Origin of the sequence: Blautia sp. 1001283B150304_161114_C9, assembly GCF_015668165.1 — a bacterium.
Classification (GTDB): Bacteria; Bacillota; Clostridia; order Lachnospirales; family Lachnospiraceae; genus Blautia_A; species Blautia_A wexlerae.
On record NZ_JADPGO010000035.1, the window covers coordinates 1 to 25,400 of the forward strand.

At 43.2% G+C, this 25,400-nt stretch carries 21 protein-coding genes; 16 read left to right on the forward strand and 5 right to left on the reverse strand.

The features are described 5' to 3' along the window. Positions 1-304 precede the first annotated feature (304 nt). Positions 305-1,540, forward strand: a complete 1,236-nt coding sequence (locus I4V44_RS14730) for an O-acetylhomoserine aminocarboxypropyltransferase/cysteine synthase family protein (protein WP_196002886.1) — start codon at positions 305-307, stop codon at positions 1,538-1,540. Between the two features lie 245 nt (positions 1,541-1,785). Here I4V44_RS14730 and I4V44_RS14735 read toward each other — a convergent pair whose 3' ends face one another. After that, positions 1,786-2,577, reverse strand: coding sequence for an ABC transporter permease (locus I4V44_RS14735; protein ID WP_020993690.1), 792 nt, complete (start codon positions 2,575-2,577; stop codon positions 1,786-1,788). Beyond that, on the reverse strand, positions 2,570-3,337 hold the full coding sequence (locus tag I4V44_RS14740) for an ABC transporter ATP-binding protein (protein WP_055053699.1): 768 nt from the start codon (positions 3,335-3,337) through the stop codon (positions 2,570-2,572). Before I4V44_RS14740 ends, I4V44_RS14735 begins: the two co-directional genes overlap by 8 nt. Before the next feature lie 581 nt (positions 3,338-3,918). On the opposite strand from I4V44_RS14740, the gene I4V44_RS14745 reads away from it, so the two are divergent. The 11 genes from I4V44_RS14745 (at position 3,919) to I4V44_RS14795 (ending at position 15,743) form a co-directional block, all read left to right on the forward strand. Then, positions 3,919-4,950: a lysylphosphatidylglycerol synthase transmembrane domain-containing protein gene (locus I4V44_RS14745; protein ID WP_195982307.1), complete on the forward strand. Its 1,032-nt coding sequence runs from the start codon at positions 3,919-3,921 to the stop codon at positions 4,948-4,950. An 11-nt stretch (positions 4,951-4,961) separates the two neighbouring features. Continuing rightward, positions 4,962-5,582, forward strand: coding sequence for a CDP-alcohol phosphatidyltransferase family protein (locus I4V44_RS14750; protein WP_118341815.1), 621 nt, complete (start codon positions 4,962-4,964; stop codon positions 5,580-5,582). Between the two features lie 83 nt (positions 5,583-5,665). After that, a complete protein-coding gene (locus I4V44_RS14755) occupies positions 5,666-6,580 on the forward strand; it encodes a phosphatidylserine decarboxylase (protein WP_025577244.1) in 915 nt (304 codons plus the stop codon). Between the two features lie 69 nt (positions 6,581-6,649). Next, positions 6,650-7,255, forward strand: a complete 606-nt coding sequence (locus tag I4V44_RS14760; protein WP_334297968.1) for an epoxyqueuosine reductase QueH — start codon at positions 6,650-6,652, stop codon at positions 7,253-7,255. Positions 7,256-7,644: 389 nt separating this feature from the next. After that, the gene (gene argH / locus I4V44_RS14765) at positions 7,645-9,024 is read left to right on the forward strand and encodes an argininosuccinate lyase (protein ID WP_196002888.1); all 1,380 of its coding nucleotides are present in this window, start codon (positions 7,645-7,647) and stop codon (positions 9,022-9,024) included. A 136-nt stretch (positions 9,025-9,160) separates the two neighbouring features. After that, positions 9,161-10,246 (forward strand): aspartate-semialdehyde dehydrogenase, encoded by a 1,086-nt coding sequence (gene asd, locus I4V44_RS14770; RefSeq protein ID WP_008707510.1) that lies wholly within the window; start codon positions 9,161-9,163, stop codon positions 10,244-10,246. A gap of 64 nt (positions 10,247-10,310) precedes the next feature. Further along, positions 10,311-10,547 (forward strand): DUF3343 domain-containing protein, encoded by a 237-nt coding sequence (locus I4V44_RS14775; protein WP_008707504.1) that lies wholly within the window; start codon positions 10,311-10,313, stop codon positions 10,545-10,547. A gap of 246 nt (positions 10,548-10,793) precedes the next feature. Continuing rightward, positions 10,794-11,831, forward strand: a complete 1,038-nt coding sequence (gene selD, locus I4V44_RS14780; protein WP_118341820.1) for a selenide, water dikinase SelD — start codon at positions 10,794-10,796, stop codon at positions 11,829-11,831. Between the two features lie 240 nt (positions 11,832-12,071). Next, complete coding sequence (locus I4V44_RS14785; RefSeq protein WP_118330346.1) at positions 12,072-12,827, forward strand: formate/nitrite transporter family protein; 756 nt, start codon at positions 12,072-12,074, stop codon at positions 12,825-12,827. A 1-nt stretch (position 12,828) separates the two neighbouring features. After that, positions 12,829-15,009: a DNA topoisomerase gene (locus I4V44_RS14790; protein ID WP_118341818.1), complete on the forward strand. Its 2,181-nt coding sequence runs from the start codon at positions 12,829-12,831 to the stop codon at positions 15,007-15,009. Positions 15,010-15,071: 62 nt separating this feature from the next. Continuing rightward, positions 15,072-15,743, forward strand: coding sequence for a UDP-N-acetylglucosamine pyrophosphorylase (locus I4V44_RS14795; RefSeq protein ID WP_118330348.1), 672 nt, complete (start codon positions 15,072-15,074; stop codon positions 15,741-15,743). Positions 15,744-15,850: 107 nt separating this feature from the next. Here I4V44_RS14795 and I4V44_RS14800 read toward each other — a convergent pair whose 3' ends face one another. Then, a complete protein-coding gene (locus I4V44_RS14800; protein ID WP_118330349.1) occupies positions 15,851-16,591 on the reverse strand; it encodes a TraX family protein in 741 nt (246 codons plus the stop codon). Positions 16,592-16,843: 252 nt separating this feature from the next. Between I4V44_RS14800 and I4V44_RS14805 the strand changes: the two genes are divergently transcribed. After that, positions 16,844-17,536, forward strand: a complete 693-nt coding sequence (locus tag I4V44_RS14805) for an iron-sulfur cluster assembly scaffold protein (protein ID WP_008707498.1) — start codon at positions 16,844-16,846, stop codon at positions 17,534-17,536. 18 nt (positions 17,537-17,554) lie between these two features. Further along, positions 17,555-18,565, forward strand: coding sequence for a GGGtGRT protein (locus I4V44_RS14810; RefSeq protein WP_008707497.1), 1,011 nt, complete (start codon positions 17,555-17,557; stop codon positions 18,563-18,565). Positions 18,566-18,959: 394 nt separating this feature from the next. Here I4V44_RS14810 and I4V44_RS14815 read toward each other — a convergent pair whose 3' ends face one another. Then, a complete protein-coding gene (locus I4V44_RS14815) occupies positions 18,960-21,395 on the reverse strand; it encodes a GH36-type glycosyl hydrolase domain-containing protein (protein ID WP_196002889.1) in 2,436 nt (811 codons plus the stop codon). A 386-nt stretch (positions 21,396-21,781) separates the two neighbouring features. Between I4V44_RS14815 and I4V44_RS14820 the strand changes: the two genes are divergently transcribed. Both I4V44_RS14820 and I4V44_RS14825 read left to right on the forward strand, forming a co-directional pair. Further along, a complete protein-coding gene (locus I4V44_RS14820) occupies positions 21,782-22,795 on the forward strand; it encodes a LacI family DNA-binding transcriptional regulator (RefSeq protein WP_196002890.1) in 1,014 nt (337 codons plus the stop codon). A 64-nt stretch (positions 22,796-22,859) separates the two neighbouring features. Beyond that, positions 22,860-23,537 (forward strand): trimeric intracellular cation channel family protein, encoded by a 678-nt coding sequence (locus tag I4V44_RS14825; RefSeq protein ID WP_055149009.1) that lies wholly within the window; start codon positions 22,860-22,862, stop codon positions 23,535-23,537. 68 nt (positions 23,538-23,605) lie between these two features. On the opposite strand, the gene I4V44_RS14830 is transcribed toward I4V44_RS14825, so the two are convergent. Then, a complete protein-coding gene (locus tag I4V44_RS14830; RefSeq protein ID WP_161276468.1) occupies positions 23,606-25,318 on the reverse strand; it encodes an ammonium transporter in 1,713 nt (570 codons plus the stop codon). Positions 25,319-25,400: the final 82 nt, after the last annotated feature.

Consider the following 25,400-nt stretch of genomic DNA (forward strand, 5'->3'; position numbering starts at 1 on the left):
ACAAGCCAAAATTCCATTGCCGCAGGCAATCTGGAATGAATTTTGGCTACGTTACTGAGAACGGAGTGAACAGTAACGATTTTAGACTAAATTATTTCTATAGAAAAATAACAAAATATAGACAAAAACTATATGTATATATAAATAATTGATATAAGAAAATTTATTGACAGATTTATATGAAAAATATATACTACTATTCATATCAAAACACTATGGAATTACTAAAAACAGGGAAACGATATATCACAGAAAACATACCGTTAGTCCGGAGATTATTATATTTTACAAGGGGAATATGCTCATGGAATTTCAGACTAAATTATTACACGGAAAAGCAGTAGACAATTATGCGAATGGTTCAACAGTGCCGCCTATCAGCCTGGCAAATGCTTTTGCATATGAATCTTCAGAACAGTTGGAAAAAGTATTCCAGAATCGGGCACCGGGATTTGCATATACCAGGATTGCGAATCCGACAGTAGATGCGTTTGAGCGAAGAGTAAATGAATTAGAAGGCGGGATTGGAGGTGTAGCCTGTTCCTCCGGAATGTCAGCGGTTACATTATCATTACTTAATATCCTGCAGGCAGGGGATGAGGTAATCGCAGGAAGTGCATTGTTCGGAGGTACACTGGATCTGCTTCATGATCTGGAGGCATTCGGAATCAAAGTACATTTTATACCGAGGGTAGAGAAGGCGCTGATCGAGCCGTTTCTTACAGATAAGACCAGAGCAGTGTTTGGTGAAATAGTAGGAAATCCCGCACTGAATGTAATGGATGTCCGGGAAACAGCAGATTTTCTTCATGGAAAAGGAGTACCGCTGATTGTAGACAGCACAACTTCGACTCCGTATCTGCTTAATCCGATTCAGTATGGTGCGGATGTAGTGGTGCATTCTACTTCTAAATATATAAATGGAAGTGGAGATGCCATCAGTGGAATTATCATTGACAGCGGAAACTTTTCCTGGAGTCCGGAACGTTATCCGGGAATGAAGGAATATAAGAAATACGGAAAGTTTGCTTATCTTGTGAAACTGAGGAACGGAATCTGGCGAAACATGGGCGGCTGTCTGGCTCCGATGAACGCTTATCTGAATATTATCGGAATGGAGACACTTGGTCTTCGTATGGAGCGGGTCTGTAATAACGCTTTCCGGCTTGCCCAGGCACTGGAGAAGCTGGAAGGTGTATCTGTCAACTATCCGCTGCTGGAGTCCAGTCCATATCATGAACTGGCAGAAAAACAGCTTAGTGGAAAGGGCGGAGCGATTCTGACTATCCGTGCAGGTTCCAAAGAACGGGCGTATAAGCTGATCAATCATCTGAAATATGTAAAGATTGCAACCAATATCGGTGATGTGAGAACTCTGGTAATTCATCCGGCGTCTACAATTTATATCCACAGTACGCCGGAGGCAATGGAAGAGACTGGAGTGTACGACGACACAATCCGTATCAGTGTGGGTATCGAAGATATAAAAGATCTGATACAGGATTTCACAGAGGCAGTGGAGAGCCTTGGAGAAGAATAATTCATAATATACACATTATCAGGCGCTTTGGTCGGAACATGATAGTAACCGGACAGAGGCGCTGGTTTAAAAACAGAATAACTGACAGACAGTCAGAGATAAGAGAAGCCCCGGAAGTTCAGGAGTGTCCAGTTAAGTGGAACTCGATGATCTTCCGGGCTTCTTTTTGCAGCAAAATTTTTTCAGATATTGAATCTGTTTCCGAAACCGTTTCGTTATAAAAAATAGCGGTTAAAAATTAACAACTATCTGCGGGCGCGTTTTTCAATCAGTCCAAGGAGTCCGTACAGGATAATAGCGATGATGCACAGAATGATAATGGACATCAGTACCCAGGTAAGCTTAAAGGTCTGGCTGGAATAGATGATCAGGTAGCCAAGCCCTTTTCTGGCACCGATAAATTCGCCTATGATAACACCAACCAGACACAGACCAATATTAACTTTCATAACACTGAGCAGTAACGGCACAGAAGACGGAAGAATAATCTTCATAAGCTTTTCTTTCTTCCCACCGCCCAGCGTCTCAATCAGCTTCAGTTTTTCCGGGTCAGCTTCGCCAAAACCTGTATACAGATTCAAAATCGAACCAAAGATAGCAACCGACATACCGCAGACAATAATCGTCCGTTCGTTGGCACCAAGCCATACAATAAGCAAAGGTGCCAGAGCAGATTTCGGAAGGCTGTTCAGTACTACGAGATAAGGCTCTGTGATCTTCGCAAGTCTGGGACAGGTCCACAGCAGAACTGCCATCCCTGCACCCAGAACAACAACGAACAGAAAACTGACCAGTGTTTCCGTAATTGTAACAGAGAGATGGGGAAAAATAGAGCCGTCTCTGCACATACTGCAGAAGCTGTGCCAGATCATTACCGGACTGCTGAAGATAAAAGAATCGATCAGCCCGGTCCTGGCGGAGATTTCCCACAACACCAGAAAGAAAAGAAGAATAAATATCCGCAAAAAAAGAACAAGTTTCTTTTCTCTTTTCTGATGTCGGATATACTGTTGCTGATGATATGAGATTTCAGACATCATGATTCAGCTCCTTCCAGATAAGATTGAAATAAGATTTAAATTCAGGCGCATTTCTGGAAGCCATAGGAGTACGGTTTTCCAGATCAAAACAAATTGGCACAATCTTACGAATAATGGCAGGCCTTGGAGAAAGAATGATAACCCGGTCTGCCATGCTGATCGCTTCTGAAATATCATGGGTGACAAGGATCGCAGTCTTTTTTTCCTGACGCAGGATTCTGCCGATATCATCACTTACGCTGAGTCTGGTTTGAGAGTCAAGTGCAGAGAACGGTTCATCCAGCAGAAGAAGTTCCGGCTTTAATGCCAGAGTACGGATCAGTGCAGCTCTCTGGCGCATTCCTCCGGACAATTCAGACGGATGAGCAGAGCGGAATTTGTCCAAACCGTAATCTGAGAGAAGCTGATTTACATAAGCAAGTTTTTCGGCAGTGAGTTCCCTGCGGATTTCCAGTCCGAGAAGAACATTTTTATAAATTGTCCGCCACTCCAGCAGATGATCCTTTTGCAGCATATATCCGATACGGCAGTCACCGGAAGTTACCGGCGTGCCGTCCAGAAGAATCTGTCCCTGTTCCGGCCGGAGCAGACCACAGATCAGATTCAGCAGCGTGGACTTTCCACAGCCTGACGGCCCGACGATGGCGAGAAATTCACCTGGCATCAGTTGAAAGGATATATGAGAAAGGGCAGGGGTTTCCCCTGATAAACTGTGGTAGGAGAGACTGACATCTGTAATATCCAGCAGTGGTTTCATACAGATACCTCCATATTCGGTGAATAGTATAGTAACGAATATTTGTTACTGTTCACACACCAACTATCCCGCTAGTGCGCCGACAAGTTGATTCTTGAAACAATCTTGCAGGATAAATTTTCTTATTTCAAGGCGGAGGAAGGAGGCGTAGCGGTGGCTACGGCGACCGACGACAACGCGGAAATAAGAAATTTAGACGCAAGATTGTTCGAGAAATCAACTTGTTGGCACACTAGGTGTTTTGGCATGAATATGCCAAAATCCCGAGACATACAAGCCAAAATTCCATTGCCGCAGGCAATCTGGAATGAATTTTGGCTACGTTACTGTGAACGGAGTGAACAGTAACGAATATTTTCATAATTTATGATATGCAGAAATGTCAGGGTATGATATAATAGATAAACTATAGTATTTTTGCTGCGATAGTATTTGAGGGCAAATGTTCTGTAAGGAATACGTTACTGTTTACTATGTGTTTCATATCAGAAATATACATATATCAGACACTGTGACATATATGAATCGGGTATAGAAATCAGACGAATGCTGTAAAAAACTGTATAAGAAAGTGTAAGCAAATGAGAAACAAAAAGAAAGCAATATTTAACACCATTTTTCTGATCCTTATATTTTCCATTACCGTATATATGGTATTTAAGGGAGAGGATCTGGGAGAGATTATTCATACAGTACGGCAGGCAGATCCGGTTTACTTACTGATCAGCGTGGTTTGTGTGGTACTGTTCATACTTGGCGAGTCTGTAATTATCTTCTATATGATGCGGACTCTCGGAGCAAAAGTAAAGATGGGGCATTGTGCTCTGTATTCTTTTGTGGGATTCTTTTTCAGCTGTATCACACCGTCTGCATCCGGCGGACAGCCAATGCAGATTTATTTTATGAAAAAGGACAAACTTCCGATTCCTGTCACTACGCTGGTCCTGATGATTGTCACGATTACTTATAAAGCGGTTCTGGTAGTGATCGGAATTGTAATCTGGATTTTTGGCAGAGGCTTTCTGGAAGGATATCTTGGCCAGTACATGTGGGTGTTTTACCTGGGTGTAGGTCTGAATATTTTCTGCGTTACTTTCATGATGATCCTTGTATTTGCACCTGGACTGGCGAAATGGATCATGGTAAAAGGTCTGAAACTTATTGAACATTTCCGTTTCCTTAAGCCAAAGACAACCCGGCTTGAGAAACTGGAAGCGTCTATGGATCAGTATCATGAAACTGCGGCTTTCTGGGCAAGTCACAAGCTGGTGATCCTGAAAGTGTTCCTGATCACTATGGCGCAGAGGATTTTGTTATTTACAGTTACATACTGGGTATACCGTTCGCTGGGATTTCATGGATATTCCATCATAACCCTTACGATTTTGCAGTCTGTCATATCTGTCTCTGTTGATATGCTGCCTTTACCCGGAGGAATGGGAATCAGTGAGTCTCTTTATCTGGTGATGTTTGCACCGGTTTTCGGAGAAGCATTACTTCCTGCAATGCTGCTCAGCAGAGGAATTTCCTATTATGCACAGATGCTTATCAGTGCAGTGATGACCTGTGTGGCGTATTTCATAATAGGAAGAAAAGAACAAGAAGAAAAGTAGGGGGAGAAAATATGTTTTTAGGAATTTATGATTATACGGTAATATTGACTTATATAAGCCTGGGAATTTCCGTATTTGGAATTACCAGGGCTCTGGAGGGGGATTTTAAGGTTGCGATTTTCTGTCTGGCACTTTCCGGACTGTGTGATATGTTTGACGGAAAGATAGCCAGAACAAAGAAGAACCGTACGGATGATGAGAAGAATTTCGGGATTCAGATCGATTCCTTATGTGATGTGGTCTGCTTTGGTATTTTTCCGGCAATGATCTGTTACTGTCTGGGTGTGAATACACCGGCGGGGATTGGGGCGCTTATTTTTTACAGTGTGGCATCTGTCATCCGCCTTGCATATTTTAATGTTTCAGAAGCAAAGAGACAGAATGAGACTTCTGAGAACAGACAGTATTATCAGGGGCTTCCGATCACATCCATGGCGATCATCCTGCCGTTCCTTTATCTGATGAGAAGATATTGCGGACTCTATTTCCTGATCGTGATACATATTGCAGTGATTATCGTGGGACTGCTTTTTATTCTGGATATCAAGGTAAAAAAACCTCAGAATCCGGTACGTATCCTGCTGGTTGCAGTCGTGGCACTTGCACTTGCGAAGATGTTCCGTTTGATATAAAATAAATATAACTGTTGACTGGCCGCAGCGGTTCCCGGGAAACGGGGAGGCTGCGGTTATACTTTTATGGAGGGAAGATACGAATGAAGTATATTGACAGAAAAGGAAATATCACGATTGAAGAGAATGAGCAGGATAAATTCCTACGGCATTTATATAATGACCGGGGTGGCAGACTCTGCCTGAAACTCCTGATCAGACCTTTCGTGTCAAAGGCAGCGGGAGTCCTGCTTAACACCAGACTTTCTGCCAGATTTGTACCGGATTTTGTAAAAAACAACAAGATTGACCTGAGCATTTACGAAAAACAGAACTTCTCTTCATGGAATGACTTCTTTATAAGGCGCATCCGAAAAGAAGAACGCCCGATCGATATGCGCGAAAACATCCTGATCAGCCCCTGTGACGGAAAACTTTCCGTACACAGGATCAGCTCAGACTCACGTTTCAGCATCAAAGATACAGAATATACAGCAGGACAGCTTCTGAAGAATAAGGCAATTGCTGAGAGATACACAGGCGGCTATGCGCTGATTTTCAGACTGACAGTAGATGACTATCATCATTACTGCTATGTGGCAGATGGAAGAAAATCCGCGAATGTAACTCTGCCCGGCGTTTTCCACACAGTGAATCCTGCAGCAAACGATGTATATCCCATCTACAAAGAAAACGCCAGAGAATACACTCTGCTGAAAACAAAACAATTCGGAACCATCCTCATGATGGAAGTAGGCGCCATGATGGTAGGAAAAATCACAAATCTCCATAAAAATCCTGCCACAGTAAAGAAAGGCCAGGAAAAAGGCAACTTCGAATTCGGAGGTTCCACAATAATCCTCCTCATCCAGCCGGGAAAAGTCCGTATTGATTATGATCTGATCGAGAATACAGAAGAGGGATATGAGACTATCGTAAAAATGGGCGAACGAATAGGAGAGTGCAGGAAGTTAAAAAATACAAAGAATCATTACGAAGGCACAATAGAGAATACCTGAACAGGTATTCGCATTTTATTAAAAGATAATAAAAAGCATTTGTGAAGATGCAGAAAGGATATAATAATACTGTTGAATAAACGAAACTATCAGAAAGAACTGGAAAAACTTATAGATCAGGCGCAAAAAGATAACAAGATTCCAAGCCTGTTTCTCCACAGCTGCTGTGCACCCTGCAGCAGTTACGTACTGGAATACCTGTCGAAATATTTCAACATCACAGTATTCTACTACAACCCAAACATCTACCCGGAAGAAGAATATCGCAAACGAGTCCGCGAAATCACCCGTCTTGTAAACTCCATGGAATTTGAGCATCCTGTCAAACTGATAGAGGGTCACTACGACCCACAGGAATTCTTCCGGATGGCAAAAGGCCTCGAAGACGTACCCGAAGGTGGCGAACGCTGCTTCAAATGCTACCGCCTCCGCATGGAAGAAGCAGCAAAACTGGCAGAAGAGGGCGGCTATGACTATTTTACCACCACCCTTTCCATCAGCCCTCTGAAAAACGCAGCCAAGATCAACGAAATCGGTGAAGAACTGGCAGAAATCTACCACGTCCAACACCTCCCATCCGACTTCAAAAAAAAGAACGGCTACAAACGTTCTATTGAGCTCTCCCACGAATACGACCTCTACCGTCAGAACTACTGCGGTTGCGTCTATTCCTGAAGAGAGGCTGAAAACAGAAAATAAAGCAGTAACCACAATTATGTAACATATAGCCAATACCCAGTGAAGAAAAAGAAGGTGTGTTGGGGCGCATTTGAGGGTTCTTGTAATTCTTGGTATTCGGGAATCTGCGTTATGAGCCGACCGTCTCACGTGTCTGAGCGAAGTTTGCAACGGAGCGAGTTTGAGAGGGCGGCTCATGGTTTTAGCAGATTCCCGAATGCCTTAGAATTACAGGGTTCCGAAACTAAGCCCCAACACACCTTCTTTTTCTTCACGTACCTTTTGAATGATTCCAAACTAACTACTTTGCAATACTGAAAAAATATGTTACACTAACACGTAAAAGCAATAATACCAAAAATAAAGAAGAAACGAGGAATAACACAATGGCACAGCTTTGGGGCGGACGTTTCACAAAAGAAACAGACAAACTTGTATATAACTTCAACGCATCCATCTCCTTTGACCAGAAATTCTACGAGCAGGACATCAGAGGCAGCAAAGCACACGTAGCAATGCTCGCCAGACAGGGAATCCTGACAGCAGAAGAAAAAGATCAGATCGAAGCAGGTCTTGACGGAATCCTTGCAGATGTAAGATCCGGCAAACTCGAGATCACATCCGAATACGAAGATATCCACAGCTTTGTAGAAGCAAACCTTATCGACAGAATCGGTGATGCAGGCAAGAAACTTCACACAGGAAGAAGCCGTAACGATCAGGTAGCCCTTGACATGAAACTCTATGTAAGAGATGAGATTGACGAGACAGACGAACTGGTAAAGAAACTTCTCGAAGCACTTCAGAAGATCATGGAAGAGAATGTCCACACATACATGCCAGGCTTCACACACCTCCAGAAAGCGCAGCCGGTCACACTGGCTCACCACGTAGGTGCATACTTTGAAATGTTTGTACGTGACAGAAGCAGACTTGCAGATATCCGTAAGAGAATGAACACCTGTCCTCTGGGGGCAGGCGCACTGGCAGGAACCACCTACCCGCTTGACAGAGAATATACAGCACAGCTTCTCGGTTTCGACGGCCCGACCAGAAACAGCATGGACTCTGTATCAGACAGAGACTATGTGATTGAGCTTCTGTCCGCATTCTCCACAATTATGATGCATATGAGCCGTTTCTGCGAAGAGATCATCATGTGGAACTCCAATGAATACCGCTTCGTAGAGATAGACGATGCCTACAGCACAGGCAGCAGTATCATGCCTCAGAAAAAGAACCCGGATATCGCAGAACTTGTAAGAGGAAAAACAGGACGTGTATACGGGGCATTAACATCTATCCTTACAACCATGAAAGGAATCCCTCTTGCATACAACAAAGATATGCAGGAAGACAAAGAACTTACATTTGATGCCATTGACACTGTAAAAGGATGTCTTGCCCTTTTCACGGGCATGATCTCCACTATGCAGTTCAACAAACAGAATATGGAAGCAAGTGCAAAGAATGGCTTTACAAATGCTACAGATGCAGCCGATTATCTGGTAAATCATGGAGTACCTTTCCGCGATGCACACGGCATTGTAGGCCGTCTGGTGCTTACCTGTATTGATAAAGGGATTTCTCTGGATGAACTTCCTCTTGAAGAATATAAAGCCATCAGCCCGGTATTCGAGAATGATATTTACGAAGCGATCAGTATGAAAACCTGTGTGGAAAAACGTATGACCATCGGTGCACCGGGACCTGACGTGATGGAGAAAGTGATCGTTGAGAACAAAAAATATCTGGAAGAAAATTAAAAAAATGCTTGCAATTTATTTTGGTTTGTTATAGTATGTACAAGAAAGACAGATGTACGCAATATAAGGACACCTGGATAAAAATGTCCGCGAAAGGGTAGAGACGCGGGCAGAAGATAAAGAGGAGAAAGATATTATGAGTGAAAAGCTTAGAGTCGGTATTTTAGGTGCTACAGGTATGGTAGGTCAGAGATTTATCTCTCTGCTTGAGAATCATCCATGGTTTGAAGTTGTAACTGTAGCTGCAAGTCCGAGAAGTGCAGGAAAGACATACGAAGAGGCAGTTGGAGGAAGATGGAAAATGGATACTCCAATGCCGGAGGGTGTCAAGAATCTTGTTGTTATGAACGTAAACGAAGTAGAGAAGGTTGCTGCAACAGTTGATTTCGTATTCTCTGCTGTAGATATGTCAAAAGAAGAGATCAAGAAGATCGAAGAAGAATATGCTAAGACAGAGACACCGGTTGTTTCCAACAACAGTGCTCACAGATGGACACCGGATGTACCGATGGTAGTGCCGGAAATCAATCCGGAACACTTCGATGTAATCGAATCCCAGAAGAAACGTCTTGGAACAACACGCGGATTTATCGCTGTTAAACCAAACTGCTCTATCCAGAGTTATGCTCCTGTATTAACTGCATGGAAAGAGTTCGAGCCATATGAAGTAGTTGCTACTACATATCAGGCAATCTCCGGAGCAGGTAAGACATTTAAGGATTGGCCGGAAATGGTTGGAAACATCATCCCATACATCGGCGGCGAGGAAGAGAAGAGCGAGAAAGAGCCATTAAGAATCTGGGGTAAAGTAGAAGACGGTGTAATCAAACCTGCTACAGAACCGGTTATCACATGCCAGTGTATCCGTGTACCGGTACTGAACGGACATACAGCAGCTGTATTCGTTAAATTCCGTAAGAACCCTACTAAAGAGCAGCTTATCAAAGCATTAGTAGAGTTCAAGGGACTTCCACAGGAATTAGAACTTCCAAGTGCTCCGAAGCAGTTCATCCAGTATCTGGAAGAGGACAACCGTCCGCAGGTTACAGAGGATGTAAACTTCGAACATGGCATGGGCGTATCTGTAGGACGTCTTCGTGAAGACACCGTATATGACTGGAAATTCGTAGGACTTTCCCACAATACAGTCAGAGGTGCAGCAGGCGGAGCAGTTCTCTGTGCTGAAACCTTAAAAGCAAAAGGATATATCCAGGCGAAATAATTTATAGAAAATAATAAAAGAGGTGCCGGTAACGGTGCCTCTTTTTATGAGGACACGACGGATTATGAAAGAAAAAGTTCTGACAACAGTGGTGACTTTTGAAACTACCACTCAGGCAATTGCCATGGAAAGGGAATGTAAGAAAAACAAATTTACAGGCAGACTGATCCCTGTGCCAAGAGAAATATCAGCTTCCTGCGGCCTTGCGTGGAAATGCGGGGAACAGAACGAAGAAGAAACAGCTTCCTATATGAAGGAACAGGATCTGGAATATGAAAAGATTTATAGGATTCTTGCATAAAATGGAAAGATTTATAGGAATACCTGATATATGGTAAACGGTTCACATTTTGACGGATATGTGAAAAAATGATACAATGATAGCACTGAATCTCTTGTTATAGAAGATATGTAACTATTCGGCAGTCTGTCGGCTGTGAAAGTACGTTACTGTTCACTCCGTTTACAGTAACGAAAGTATTGAACAGTTACGAGGAGATTCTGAATATGGAGATCAATTGGGGTGAACTGACTTATGGGAAATGAAATGAAAAAAAGTGAAGTGCGTCTTACACAGCTTGCCAGTGCAGCCGGATGCGGTGCTAAGATTGGCCCGAAAGTTCTGGCGCAGGTAGTAGGCAAACTTCCGAAATTTACAGATCCGATGCTTCTGGTAGGTCCGGAGACATCAGACGATGCAGCAGTATACAAGATTAATGATGAACTGGCAATGATCCATACAGTAGACTTTTTTCCGCCAGTAGTGGATGATCCGTATATGTACGGGCAGATCGCGGCAGCCAATGCACTGAGTGATGTCTATGCAATGGGCGGTGTTCCGAAACTGGCATTAAATGTGGTAGCATTTCCAAACTGCCTTGGTCCGGAAGTACTGGAGCAGATTCTGCGCGGCGGTGCAGATAAGGTCATGGAAGCCGGAGCAGTCCTTGCAGGCGGGCATACTATCAATGATAAAGAACCGAAATACGGACTCTGTGTAACTGGTTATGTGCATCCGGACAAAATGTGGAAAAATTACGGCGCAGAAGAAGGAGACATCCTTATTCTTACCAAACCGCTGGGCTGTGGAATTCTTAACACTGCCATTAAGGCAGAAATGGCGTCTCAGGAAGAAATTGAGAGAGTCCAGAAGATCATGGCGAAGCTGAACAAATATGCAGCAGAGATTGCATCTAAATACACGATCCACAGCTGCACCGACGTAACAGGATTCAGTCTTGCAGGTCACAGTCTGGAAATGGCAAAAGGCAGCCGGAAAACTCTGGTGATTCAGTCTGAGAAACTTCCAATCATTGAGGGTGTTGAAGAATATGCACAGATGGGGCTGATCCCTGAAGGTGCATACAGAAATCGTGACTTCGCAGGCGATGAAGTACGAAGTGAGATTAAGGAACTCTGGATGGAGGATCTGGTATTTGATCCGCAGACATCCGGCGGACTTCTGATTGCAGTACCGGCAGAAGAAGCCGATGCCCTTGCAGAAGAGCTTGCAGGTATGGATATCTTCGGCGGTGTTATCGGATATGTAACAGAATTGCAGGATAAAGCAGTTGTATTTGAATAAAAAAATCAGCTTTACTTTCAGATATGCTCTGCACGCCTGCAGAGATCTTTCTTGTCTTTTGCGCTCTGCCGAACTGTCTTGAATGCATTAGTTTATGGAATTGCTATAAAAATCTTCGAATATAATGGAACATAATTACAAATCTGATGAATATTCTTGAATTGTTTGACGATTTCGGTTGTGAAACAGATATTCAGGTGATATAATGTTCTCAATAAAATACATTGCGGAGGTGTAGTTATGAATTACGAAGATGTACAGAAAGTGTCAAATGCGGCGAAAGCCAAGAGTAACCTGGTGAATACCAACTTTTTCAAGTACTTTATACGTGCGGTCATGGCGGGATTTTTTATTGATGTGGCCATGATCTACAGTAATGTAGTTGGAAACGTATTCTCCAAGACCATGCCTGAATGGGGAAAATTTATGGGGGCATTAGTATTCTCCATTGCAGTGCTCCTGATCAGCTTTGTAGGCGGCGAGCTTTTTACAGGAAATAATATGGTAATGGCGTTCGGAGCCTATGATAAACAGGTAAGCTGGAAAGAGGCCGGTAAGGTATGGGGAGTAAGCTACCTTGGAAACTTTGTCGGATGTGCAATTTTAGCATTGCTGTTTGTATGGGCCGGAGCGTCCGGAACAGCAGATTATTTTGCAGGATTTATCGGAAACAAGCTGAGTATTCCGCTCGGACAGATGTTTTTCAGAGCAGTACTCTGTAACTTCTTCGTCTGTCTTGGTGTGCTCTGTGGTATGAAATTAAAGAGTGATGCAGGAAGATTCCTGATGATCGTTATGTGTATCTCAGGATTTGTTGTAAGCGGATTTGAGCACTGCATCGCAAACATGGGAATCTTTGTTACCGCATACTGTCTGGTACCTGGATTATCCCTTGGAGCCATAGTAAAGAGCATGGTAGTAGTAACTTTAGGAAATATGGTGGGCGGTGCCCTGTTGTTGGCATGGCCGCTCAGAAAGATGAGTGCAGATAAATAATATGTCAAAAGCTTTATACATAGCCGAAAAGCCCAGTGTGGCACAGGAATTCGCAAAAGCTTTGAAAATCAACGGACAAAGACGGGATGGCTACCTGGAATCTCAGGACAGCGTGGTGACCTGGTGTGTGGGACACCTGGTCACCATGAGCTACCCGGAAAAATATGATATCAAATATAAAAGGTGGAGTTTAGATACCCTGCCTTTTTTGCCGCGCGAATTTAAATATGAAGTGATCCCCGGAGTGCAGAAGCAGTTTGAGATTGTCAAAGGACTGCTTAACCGTGAGGATGTGGACACCATTTACGTGTGTACCGACTCCGGACGTGAGGGGGAATACATTTACCGTCTGGTGGCACAGATGGCAGGTGTTCATGGAAAAAAAGAAAAGAGGGTCTGGATCGACTCTCAGACAGAAGAAGAGATCATGAGAGGAATCAGAGAGGCAAAAGATCTGTCAGCATATGACAATCTTTCTGCTTCAGCCTATCTTCGGGCGAAAGAAGACTATCTCATGGGAATTAATTTTTCCCGTGTACTGACACTGCGTTATGGAAACAGTGTGTCAAATTATTTAAATACGAAATATCAGGCCATTTCCGTAGGACGGGTTATGACCTGTGTACTTGGAATGGTAGTGCGAAGAGAGCGCGAGATCCGTGCATTTGTGAAAACTCCGTTTTACCGCGTACTCAGTAGCATTGCCCTTGAGGGAGAAAACTTTGAGGGAGAGTGGAGAGCTGTGGAAGGCAGCAGATATTTCCAGACTCCTTATCTGTATAAAGAGAACGGATTTAAAGAGAAAGCCTATGCTGAAAAACTGATACAGGAGCTGTCTGTGAGTCAGCCGTTGCAATGTACAGTAGAGAAAATCGAGCGGAAAAAAGAGAACAGGAACCCGCCGCTTTTATTTAACCTGGCGGAGCTTCAGAATGTGTGCTCCAAGCTGTTCAAGATCAGCCCGGATGAGACATTAAAAATCGTACAGGAACTGTATGAAAAGAAACTGGTCACTTATCCCAGAACAGATGCCCGTGTGTTGTCTACTGCGGCAGCAAAGGAGATTTATAAGAATATCTCCGGGCTGCGTAATTATGAACATACAGCAGAGATCGCACAGCACATTATTGAACAGGGAAATTACAAAAATCTGGCGAAGACCAGATATGTTAATGATAAGCAGATCACAGACCATTATGCAATCGTACCCACAGGCCAGGGCTTAAACGCATTGAGAAGTGTTTCTCTTACTGCGCAGCGTGTATATGAGACCATTGTCAGAAGGTTTGTATGTATTTTTTATCCTCCTGCAGTATATCAGAAGATCAGTCTTGTGACAAAAATTCAGAATGAGAGCTTCTTTTCTTCATTTAAAGTACTGCTGGATGAAGGGTACTTAAAAGTTGCCACAAATTCTTTTGCGAAGCGAAAAGCAGCAGATGCCATGAGCAGTGTGAACAGAACCGGTGCAGCGGACAGTGAAGGAAGTGAAGAGGAAGATCCGGATACAGGAAAAAACGGCGGGAACAAAGCTGATGATTCGGCTGAGGATATGGCATGTGATACCAGACTTCTTGCCGCATTGCAGAACCTGAAAAAAGGTGATATACTCTCTGTGGACAGCCTGAGTATCAAAGAGGGCGAGACATCGCCGCCAAAGCGTTATAATTCCGGTTCTATGATTCTTGCAATGGAGAATGCAGGTCAGCTGATTGAGGACGAAGAGCTTCGTGCCCAGATTAAAAGCTGCGGAATCGGAACCAGTGCCACCAGAGCGGAAATTCTTAAGAAACTGTGCAATATCAAATATCTGGCACTCAATAAGAAAACCCAGGTGATCACTCCAACCCTTCTTGGAGAGATGATCTTTGATGTGGTAAACTGCTCCATCAGACAGCTTCTGAACCCGGAACTGACTGCAAGCTGGGAAAAAGGACTGAATTATGTGGCAGAGGGCAGTATTACAGAACAGGAATATATGGATAAGCTGGAACATTTTGTGCGCCTTCGCACCAGACAGGTGGAGGACAGCAATATCCAGCCATATCTGAGACAGTTCTTTGATGCTGCAGCAGTGAATTATAAGGATTCATCTGAAAAAAACAGTGCGAAAACAACAGGCAGATCAACGTCCGCAGCGGGACGGTCACGTACCTGCAGAAAGCCGTCTGCTTCAAAGTAGTGTGTATTTGTGACAGATAAAAGAAAACATGTCATCATAGCGAGAGAAAAGAGGAAAATATTATGTTAAAAGATTTTACAATTTCAAACCTTCTGGATCTGAACGAAACAATCGCAAAGGATTTATTTGAAGGAAAAACATATCCATGGGAAGTATTACCGGAGATCGGAGATTTCATTCTGAAACTGGGACAGACCTTAAGTGAAGAAGAATACGACCACCCGTCAGAAGATGTATGGATCGCCAAGAGTGCCAAAGTAGCACCTACAGCCTGCATCAACGGTCCGGTCATCATAGGTAAAGAAGCAGAAGTACGCCACTGTGCATTTATACGCGGAAAAGCAATTATAGGTGAGGGTGCAGTAGTAGGTAATTCTACGGAATTAAAGAATGCGGTACTTTTCAACAAGGTACAGGTTCCGCACTACAATTATGTAGGCGATGCAGTTCTCGGCTACAAATCCCATATGGGCGCAGGTTCCATCTGTTCCAATGTAAAATCTGACAAGAAACTGGTAGTTGTAAAAGATGGTGACGAGAAGATTGAAACAGGCCTGAAGAAATTCGGCGCAATGCTTGGAGATAACGTAGAAGTGGGATGTGGTTCCGTATTAAATCCCGGAACTGTGATCGGACGCTGTTGCAACATTTATCCACTTTCCTCAGTAAGAGGCTGCGTACCTGCAAATCACATTTATAAGTCAAAAACAGAAGTTGCAGAAAAGAGAAGTTGAAAATATAGAAGAGGCAGGTTGTATGAAGGATATTATTTCAGTCATACAGCCTGCCCTTTTATATTTTTATGTCTGTCTGATATAGAAGATATTTGTTGTACCTGATATTACATATGAAATAAAAGTTTTCTCAGGATTACCAGAATGGTAATGTGCACCGGATAAAACCAGTAAAAAACATATTTCAGAAATTTTCCTTTTACAAATCCACGTTCACCATTGTACATATTAATGGAAAGAAAAGCAAAGCAGGCTTTCCATTCATAGTAAAGCCAGCAGCTTCCGATGATCGCCTGGGCGGTTTTATCGTTGCGGAACCAGTACATGATCAGCAGGAATACAAATCCCCGCCATCCGTAATCTGCCTTCAGAAACACAGAGACAGTCAGCAGTGCCAGCACGCAGACAAGCTGCATTTTCTGATTATCCCAGAAGTATTCCAGGGCACAGAATGCCAGGTATCCCAGAAACAGGGTGAAAAATACATTCTGTTTTTCATATCTCCAGGTGTTGGTAAACATGAAGTTCCATGGAATCTCAGAGATACATGCAAATAGAAACAGATTCAGGCCATATTTCTTACGGTTATGTGTATGCAGAAATCCTTCCACTAACAGAAAACAGAAAATTGGAAAAGCGGCCCTGCCGATATCCCGGAAAATCCGATACCAGCTGTAATCCACGCCGCCGAAACTGAAAAGGGTTGCAGTTGTGGCAGAATAATTATACAGGATCATTAAGCCGGTATGGTCAATCAGCATCAGGGTGATAGCAATTAATTTTAAAGCGCTTCCGCTCAGAACCTGAAATTTTGCAGGGAGAAAGGAAGCAGGTAACTTTGTTGTCATAATAGAAATCCCTTCATTAATAGAAATTAGAACTATTTTACCACAAAAAAATCAAAGATGGTTAAAAATTTTACAATTTATGACTGGACGAATCAGCACTTTTGTGAGAAAATAACACTAGGTTGTTAGGCATACTCCTCTGAAGTCATTCAGCAGACATCGGAGTTTTATCCTGTGCAGTTCATTCAGCAGTTCTGTACAGTGGAGAGTATAACAACATGAAGTTAATCTATACTTGAAAGGAGTTTTACAATGATTTATTCACGCGAAGTAGAAGAAATGTGCCCAGTTGCACAGGGCGTTCATCATGGCGCCGCTCCAATCCCAGAAGAAGCTAAATGGGTACAGGCAAAAGAAGTCAAAGATATTTCCGGTCTTACACACGGTGTTGGCTGGTGTGCACCACAGCAGGGTGCCTGCAAGCTTACATTAAATGTTAAAGAGGGTATCATCCAGGAAGCACTGGTTGAGACTATCGGATGTTCAGGTATGACTCACTCTGCAGCTATGGCTTCCGAGATTCTTCCGGGACTTACAGTTATGGAGGCACTGAACACTGACTTAGTTTGTGATGCGATTAATACAGCTATGAGAGAACTCTTCCTTCAGATCGTTTATGGACGTACACAGTCTGCATTCTCAGAAGAAGGACTTCCAGTAGGTGCTGGACTTGAAGACCTTGGTAAAGGACTTCGTTCTCAGGTTGGTACAATGTATGGAACTCTGAAAAAAGGACCTCGTTACCTTGAAATGGCAGAAGGTTATGTAACAGGTATTGCTCTTGATGCAGATGATGAGATCATCGGATATCAGTTCGTAAGCCTTGGAAAAATGACTGATTTCATCAAAAAAGGCGATGACCCGAATACTGCATGGGAAAAAGCAAAAGGTCAGTATGGCCGTGTTGCAGACGCTGTTAAAATTATCGACCCAAGAAAAGAATAATTTAGGAGGTAACAGGAAATGGCTTTATTTGAATCATATGAGAGACGAATTGACAAGATCAATTCTGTTTTAAACAGCTATGGCATTGCTTCTATTGAAGAAGCTGAGAAAATCACAAAAGACGCAGGTCTTAATGTATACGATCAGATCAAAGGCATTCAGCCAATCTGTTTCGAGAACGCTTGCTGGGCATATACAGTAGGTGCTGCAATCGCAATCAAAAAAGGATGTAAGAAAGCAGCAGACGCAGCAGCAGCTATCGGAGAAGGTCTTCAGGCATTCTGTATTCCTGGATCCGTTGCTGATACACGTAAAGTAGGTCTTGGACATGGTAACCTTGGCAAGATGCTTCTTGAAGAAGAAACAGAGTGCTTCTGCTTCCTGGCTGGACATGAGTCCTTTGCAGCTGCTGAGGGTGCTATCGGTATCGCTGAGAAAGCAAACAAAGTTCGTCAGAAACCATTACGTGTTATCCTGAACGGTCTTGGAAAAGATGCAGCTCAGATTATCTCCCGTATCAATGGCTTTACATATGTAGAGACAGAATACGATCCATACAAGAACGAAGTAAAAGAAGTATTCAGAAAAGCATACTCCGAAGGACTTCGTGCAAAAGTTAACTGCTACGGCGCTAACAGCGTTCCGGAAGGCGTTGCTATCATGTGGAAAGAAGACGTTGATGTTTCTATCACAGGTAACTCCACAAACCCGACACGTTTCCAGCATCCGGTTGCAGGTACATACAAGAAAGAACGTCTTGAAGCAGGAAAGAAATACTTCTCAGTTGCTTCCGGCGGTGGTACAGGACGTACACTTCACCCAGACAACATGGCAGCAGGTCCAGCTTCCTACGGTATGACAGATACATTAGGACGTATGCACTCTGATGCACAGTTCGCTGGTTCTTCTTCTGTACCGGCTCACGTAGAGATGATGGGTCTCATCGGCGCTGGTAACAACCCGATGGTTGGTATGACAGTTGCAGTAGCTGTTTCCATCGAGGAAGCTGCTAAAGCTGGTAAATTCTAATAAATGGCTTAAAATAAGCATTTATCGTGTCCAAACAGAGTAGTAAAAAATGGTTAAAATGTGGTCGTTTGTAACGGGTTTGTAACACGTTTGCAACACGCCGTTTGTAACACATATGATTTAAAAAATTGGGAGTTATTCATCATTGAGTAGCTCCCTTTTTGTTGTAATTTTTCCAAGTCTCTTCTTAACCATTCTAAGTCTCGGACAGTATATGCAGACTCAGTCATATCTTTAAATATGTGAAGATAAGAAATGTTCAGGATAAGGGAACATAAAGATAAAAAAGTCGATTTTCAGATCATCACAGGAGAAGTAAACTCCTGTAGATGATATCTGAAAATCGACTTTTCTGTTTATGATGTATCTGTCGTGAGCAAAAAGAATGAAATCATTATCCCATGCAAACAGTTACATGATATTCCTTCTTGCCTTCTTCAAATGGAATCAGGCAGCCTTCATATTCTTTGCCGTCTACAACCACTTTCTTAACACCCTTCTGAACGTTATCCGGGTTCTTGACTTCGATGTGGTAAACAGCATCGCGGAATGTTCTGGTAAGTCTGAAATCACCAAATCCTTCCGGGATACATGGATTGATACACAGTCCGTCGTAGGATGGCTGAACACCCAGGATAGCCTGAGACAGGTTCCAGAAAGTCCATGCTGCAGTACCTGTCAGCCAGCTGTTCTTTGCCTGACCATGGAAAACTGCGTCAGCGCCTGCAACCATCTGAGAATATACATATGGTTCCGTACAGTGGATTTCGCTGATATCTTCGATGTAGGACGGGCAGGTCTTCTTGTAAATCTCAAAAGCTCTGTTGCCGCGTCCGATGACGGTTTCTGCGATAGAAACCCATGGATTATTGTGACAGAAGATACCTGCGTTCTCTTTATATCCCGGCGGATAGGAGGAAATTTCTCCAAGGTTCAGATAATACTGGGTATAGGCCGGCTGAAGGATCATAATACCGTATTTGGTATCCAGACGCTCTTTGACAGAATCCAGAGCCTTTTGGGCAAGACCTTCTTTCACACCGATTCCTGCCATAACGCAGAAGCCCTGCGGTTCGATAAAGATCTGACCTTCCTTGCATTCTTTGGAACCAACTTTTTTTGATTCTGCATCATATGCACGTACAAACCATTCTCCATCCCAGCCGGCATCCAGAACTGCCTGATACATGGCATCGACTTCTTTTTCGGCTCTGTCTGCGGCTATGGTGTCCCCCATATGACGGCTGATCTCTGCGAATTCTCTGCCGTATTTTACAAACATACCTGCGATAAATACAGACTCTGCAACAGGTCCTTCGGAAGGTCCTGTAGTCTGGAAGGATTCTCCCGGTTCTGTGGAGAAGCAGTTAAGGTTCAGGCAGTCGTTCCAGTCTGCACGTCCGATCAATGGCAGCTTGTGCGGTCCGAGATGAGTGGCTGTATATTCGAAAGAACGGCGCAGATGCTCGTACAGAGGTGCTGCTTTTTCTTTCTGATTATCGAAATCTACCATCTCATTTAAGATAGAGAAGTCACCTGTTTCTTTCAGATAAGCGGAAACAGCTGCAATCAGCCATAATGGGTCATCATTAAATCCACTTCCGATGTCCAGATTACCCTTCTTGGTAAGTGGCTGATACTGATGATAAGCGCTTCCATCTTCGAACTGAGTAGCTGCGATGTCCAGGATACGTTCTCTTGCACGTTCCGGGATCAGGTGTACGAAACCAAGAAGATCCTGACAGGAATCACGGAATCCCATTCCACGGCCTGTGCCGGATTCGTAGTAAGAAGCAGAACGTGACATGTTGAAAGTGACCATACATTGATACTGGTTCCAGATGTTGGCCATACGGTTTACGTGTTCGTCATTACTTTCTACATGATAACGAGAGAGTAGTTTATCCCAGTAAGCATTCAGTTCTGTGAATGCCGCATCAACCTGTTCGGTTGTCTGGAACTGTTCGAGGATTTTATGTGCGCCGTCTTTGCGGATTACGTTCGGAGCAACAAACTTCTGATCCTGAGGGTTCTCGCTGTAACCAAGAATGAAAATAAAGTCCTTGGATTCTCCGGCGGAAAGTGTTATATTAATCTGGTGGCTTGCGATAGGGTACCAGCCGCTTGCCACAGAATTTCTTGCTTTATTTTCTTTTACGGCAGCAGGGAAAGCGTTTCCGTTATTCATACCAAGGAAAACATCTCTGCTGGTATCAAAACCATCAACAGGGCTGTTTACGCTGAAGAAACTGTAATGTCTGCGGCGTTCGCGATATTCGGTTTTGTGGTAAATAGTGCTGCCTTCGAGTTCGACTTCTCCGATGCTTAAATTTCTCTGGAAGTTTGTGCTGTCATCAACTGCGTTCCATAGACAGAACTCTACATAAGAGAAAAGGGAAAAAGTTTTCGAAGTATCAGTTGTATTTGTGAGAGTCAGTTTGTTGATTTCGCAGGTTGAGTTAACAGGAACAAAAGCAAGAAGATTAGCTTTTAATCCATTTTTGGAAGAAAGAAAACGGCTGTAGCCGATTCCATGATGGCATTCATAAGAATCCAGAGGTGTTTTGGAAGGCATGGAACCTGGATTCCAGATTTCTTCGCCGTCATGGATATAGTAATATTTTCCATTTGAATCTACCGGGATATTATTGTAGCGGTAACGGGTGATACGAAGAAGTTTGGCGTCTTTGTAAAAACTGTATCCGCCACAGGTATTGGAAATCAGTGAGAAGAAATCCTGAGAACCCAGATAGTTGATCCATGGGAGTGGAGTGTCTGGTGTAGTGATGACGTATTCTTTGGCATTGTCATCGAAATAACCGAATTTCATAAGAAGTCCTCCTGTTTTATAAATGATTTGTAGCAATTATTCTGAATATACAGAAAACAAAGACACGAAAACGAATAAGTTTAGAATAAAAACGTACGATTATCGTGGCATTACTGCTATTTTTCTTTAGTATAACGGAAGAAGTTGATAAAATCAACTGCTTTGCAGAGAAATAAATGTCAAAAAATAAGAGTGAAATTTCGTTAAAATGATGAAAAGGATTTGTGATAAAAGGAAAATATAAGGGATAAAAATTGTGCAATCATACAAAAAATAGCAAAGATGCACAAAAAATAAAGCTAAAAGCTTGAATAATTGTGCGGATAGTTATACAATAAAAGCACGAAAACGTTTACGAAAATTTTAGGAAAGATTGAGGCATACCTATGGTTTCGATGAAAGAAATTGCGAAAAAGTGTAATGTCTCTGTGGCCAGTGTCAGCAAAGCATTGAATGGTTATTCCGATATCAGTGAGGAAACACGGAAAATAATTCTGAAAACAGCTTCAGAAATGGGATACTTGCCTAATTCTTCAGCAAGAACGCTGAAGACTAAAAGAAGCTATAATATCGGAGTAATGTTTGTTGATGAAGCTGCCAGCGGGCTTACCCATGATTATTTTAATCATGTGCTGGAGAGCTTTAAGAGGACTGCAGAGGAAAGAGGGTACGATATTACCTTCACAAGCGGAAAGATTTCCGGACAGAAACTGAGTTATTATGAACATTGCCGCTACAGAGGGGTGGATGGTGTAGTCATTGCCTGTGTGGATTTTTATGCGGATGAAGTGCAGGAACTGATTCGTTCAGAGATTCCGGTAGTTACGATCGACCATGTATTTGACGGAAATATTGCAGTTGTTTCCAATAACAGTCAGGGAATGGAAGAACTGGTTACCTATATTTATAACCAGGGGCACAGACGCATTGCATATATTCATGGAGATAATACGTCTGTTACCAGAATGCGTCTTTCCGGTTTTTATCGGACTTTACAGCGGCTGGGAGTGGAGATACCGGATGCTTACGTTAAAGAATGTCCGTACAGAGATGCAGATAGCGCTGCAAAGGTTACGGGGGAACTGTTGGATCTTCCCAATCCTCCAACCTGTATTCTTTATCCGGATGATTATGCTGCGATAGGCGGGATCAATGAAATCCGGGAAAGAGGGCTTCGGATTCCGGAGGATATCTCTATTGCGGGATATGACGGTATTACAATTGCAAAGATACTGGAACCAAAACTGACTACGCTTTGTCAGGATACCGTTGCGATCGGCAGAATAGCGGCGGAGAAGCTGATCGATCTGATTGAGAATCCAAAGACTACGCTGATTGACCGTTTTACTGTGGATGGTACTTTATTTAAAGGAGCATCTGTAAAACGGTTATTGCCATAGAGGGAAAACTTATATATACTGTTAGGAGTTACTATAGAAAGAAAACAGGAGTCAGGATTTATATATGGATTATCAGTCAATTGCAACATTTATTATGGAAATGGCAGGAACAGTGGCGTTTGCAGCTTCAGGAGCAATGGTGGGAGTGGAGCGCAACATGGATATTTTTGGTGTCAGTGTTCTGGGAGTGGCAACAGCAGTGGGAGGAGGAATGATCAGGGATATTGTTCTGGGAGTAATTCCTCCGGCTGTATTCAGAAATCCGGTGTATGCACTGGTGTCTGTGCTTACTTCCTGCATTGTGTTCTTTATTTTTTATTTCAAAAGAGAACTTTTGGAGGGACACAGAAGAGAAACCTATGACAAATTTATGCTGGTGCTGGACTCTGTGGGACTGGGGATTTTTACAGTAGTAGGAGTAAATGCGGGAATCCGTCAGGGACATATGGATAATGCATTTCTTCTTGTGTTTCTTGGAACGATCACAGGAGTGGGCGGCGGTCTTTTGAGAGATATGATGGCAAGTGTGCCGCCATATATTTTTGTAAAGCATATCTATGCCTGTGCATCAATCATTGGCGCGATCGTTTGCGTATATATGAACCGGTTTGTGGGAAATGTAGAAGCGATGGTGGTATCGTCAATCGTGGTGGTGCTGATCCGATATCTGGCTGCGCATTATCATTGGAATTTACCCAGATTGTCTCCACGTGAAGAACAGAATGACAGAAACAGAAATTAAAGGAAGGAAGCCCCGGGAATACCCCCGGGGCTTTCTTCCTTTTAGAATATTTATTATGAGTGGAAAGCTTATTTAGTATCCTGGAGAGCAAGATAACCTTCTTCTCCGGTACGGATCTTCACTACATTTTCAATATCATATACAAATACTTTACCATCACCGATCTGGCCTGTATGAAGGACTGCTTTGGCAGTTTCAATAACTTTCTGTACAGGTACGAGACTGACAACGATCTCAATCTTGATCTTAGGAAGAAGATTCATTTCCATCTCAACACCACGATAGTAGGATGGAGCACCTTTCTGTACACCGCATCCGAGAACGTTCGTAATAGTGATACCTGTAACACCGATCTCGTTCATTGCCTGCATAAATTCATCAAGCTTATTCTGACGAGTGATAATAACAACTTTTGTAAGCTTATGAACGCCTTCTTTCGGAAGTTCGGGAACTGATTCAGCAGGAGCAGAAGGTCTGGCTGTGACAACAGGAGCTTTTATGGAAGTTCCCATAGGAGTCGGAACGCCAGCCATTGCGAAACCGTCATAAGCACTTGCAAGACCATGTTCTTTGGAGTCAAGACCTGCGATCTCTTCTTCAGCTGAAACACGAAGTCCGATTGTATGTTTGATTACCTGGAAGATAATTGTCATAGTAACAACAACCCATGCGATTGTGATGATCATACCTGTGAACTGAACACCAAATCCGTGGAAGCCGCCGCCTGTAAGAAGTCCTTTCCAGTCTGTGCCTGATCCATCGGAGAAAAGACCAACTGCAAGAGTACCGAAAGCACCGTTTAAACCATGAACACCGACAGCACCAACAGGGTCATCGATTTTCAGGACTTTGTCAATAAATTCAATACCAAATACTACGATAAAACCGGAAGCAATACCGATGATTGCTGCGGATGTAGGAGAAACTGTGTCGCATCCTGCCGTAATTGCTACAAGTCCTGCGAGAGAACCGTTCAGAGACATGGAAACATCCGGTTTTTTGTAACGTACCCATGTGATGATCATAACAGTTACAGTTGCAACAGCTGCTGAAAGGTTAGTAGTAACGAAGATTTTACCGGCACTTACGATTGCATCGCCTTCCATACTTACTGTGGAAGCACCGTTAAATCCGAACCAGCAGAACCAGAGGATAAATACACCTAAAGCGCCAACTGTAAGGTTGTGTCCCGGGATAGCCTTTGATTTGCCGTCCTTTGTATATTTACCGATACGAGGTCCAAGGATGATGGCACCGATCAGAGCTGCCACACCACCTACCATATGTACTGCACAGGAACCTGCGAAATCGTGGAATCCCATCTGGCTGATAAATCCACCGCCCCAGATCCAGTGTCCGGATACCGGATATACAACAAGACTGATCATAAGGCTGTAGATACAATAGGAAAGGAACTTGGTACGTTCTGCCATTGCACCGGAAACAATTGTTGCGGATGTTGCACAGAATACTGTCTGGAAGATTAAGAATGCCCAGAAAGGAACTCCGTCAGGAAGCATTCCTGAACCATAGTGTGCTTCTGTGGCAATACCACCGATCTTTCCGATAAATCCATTACCTGCACCAAACATCAGACCGAAGCCGACCAGCCAGAAGACCGGGGTTCCGATACAGAAGTCCATCAGGTTTTTCATAATAATGTTACCTGCGTTTTTGGCTCGTGTGAAGCCTGTTTCTACCATTGCGAATCCGGCCTGCATAAAGAAGACCAGCGCGGCGCCGACCAGCACCCATATTGTGTTTACTGCGGAAAATTCCATAATAATATTCCTCCCTCATAAAAATTTCCTCATATTTTATAAAATGCAAAAAGCGCAATGCCTGGAAATGTAGCCAGTTCAT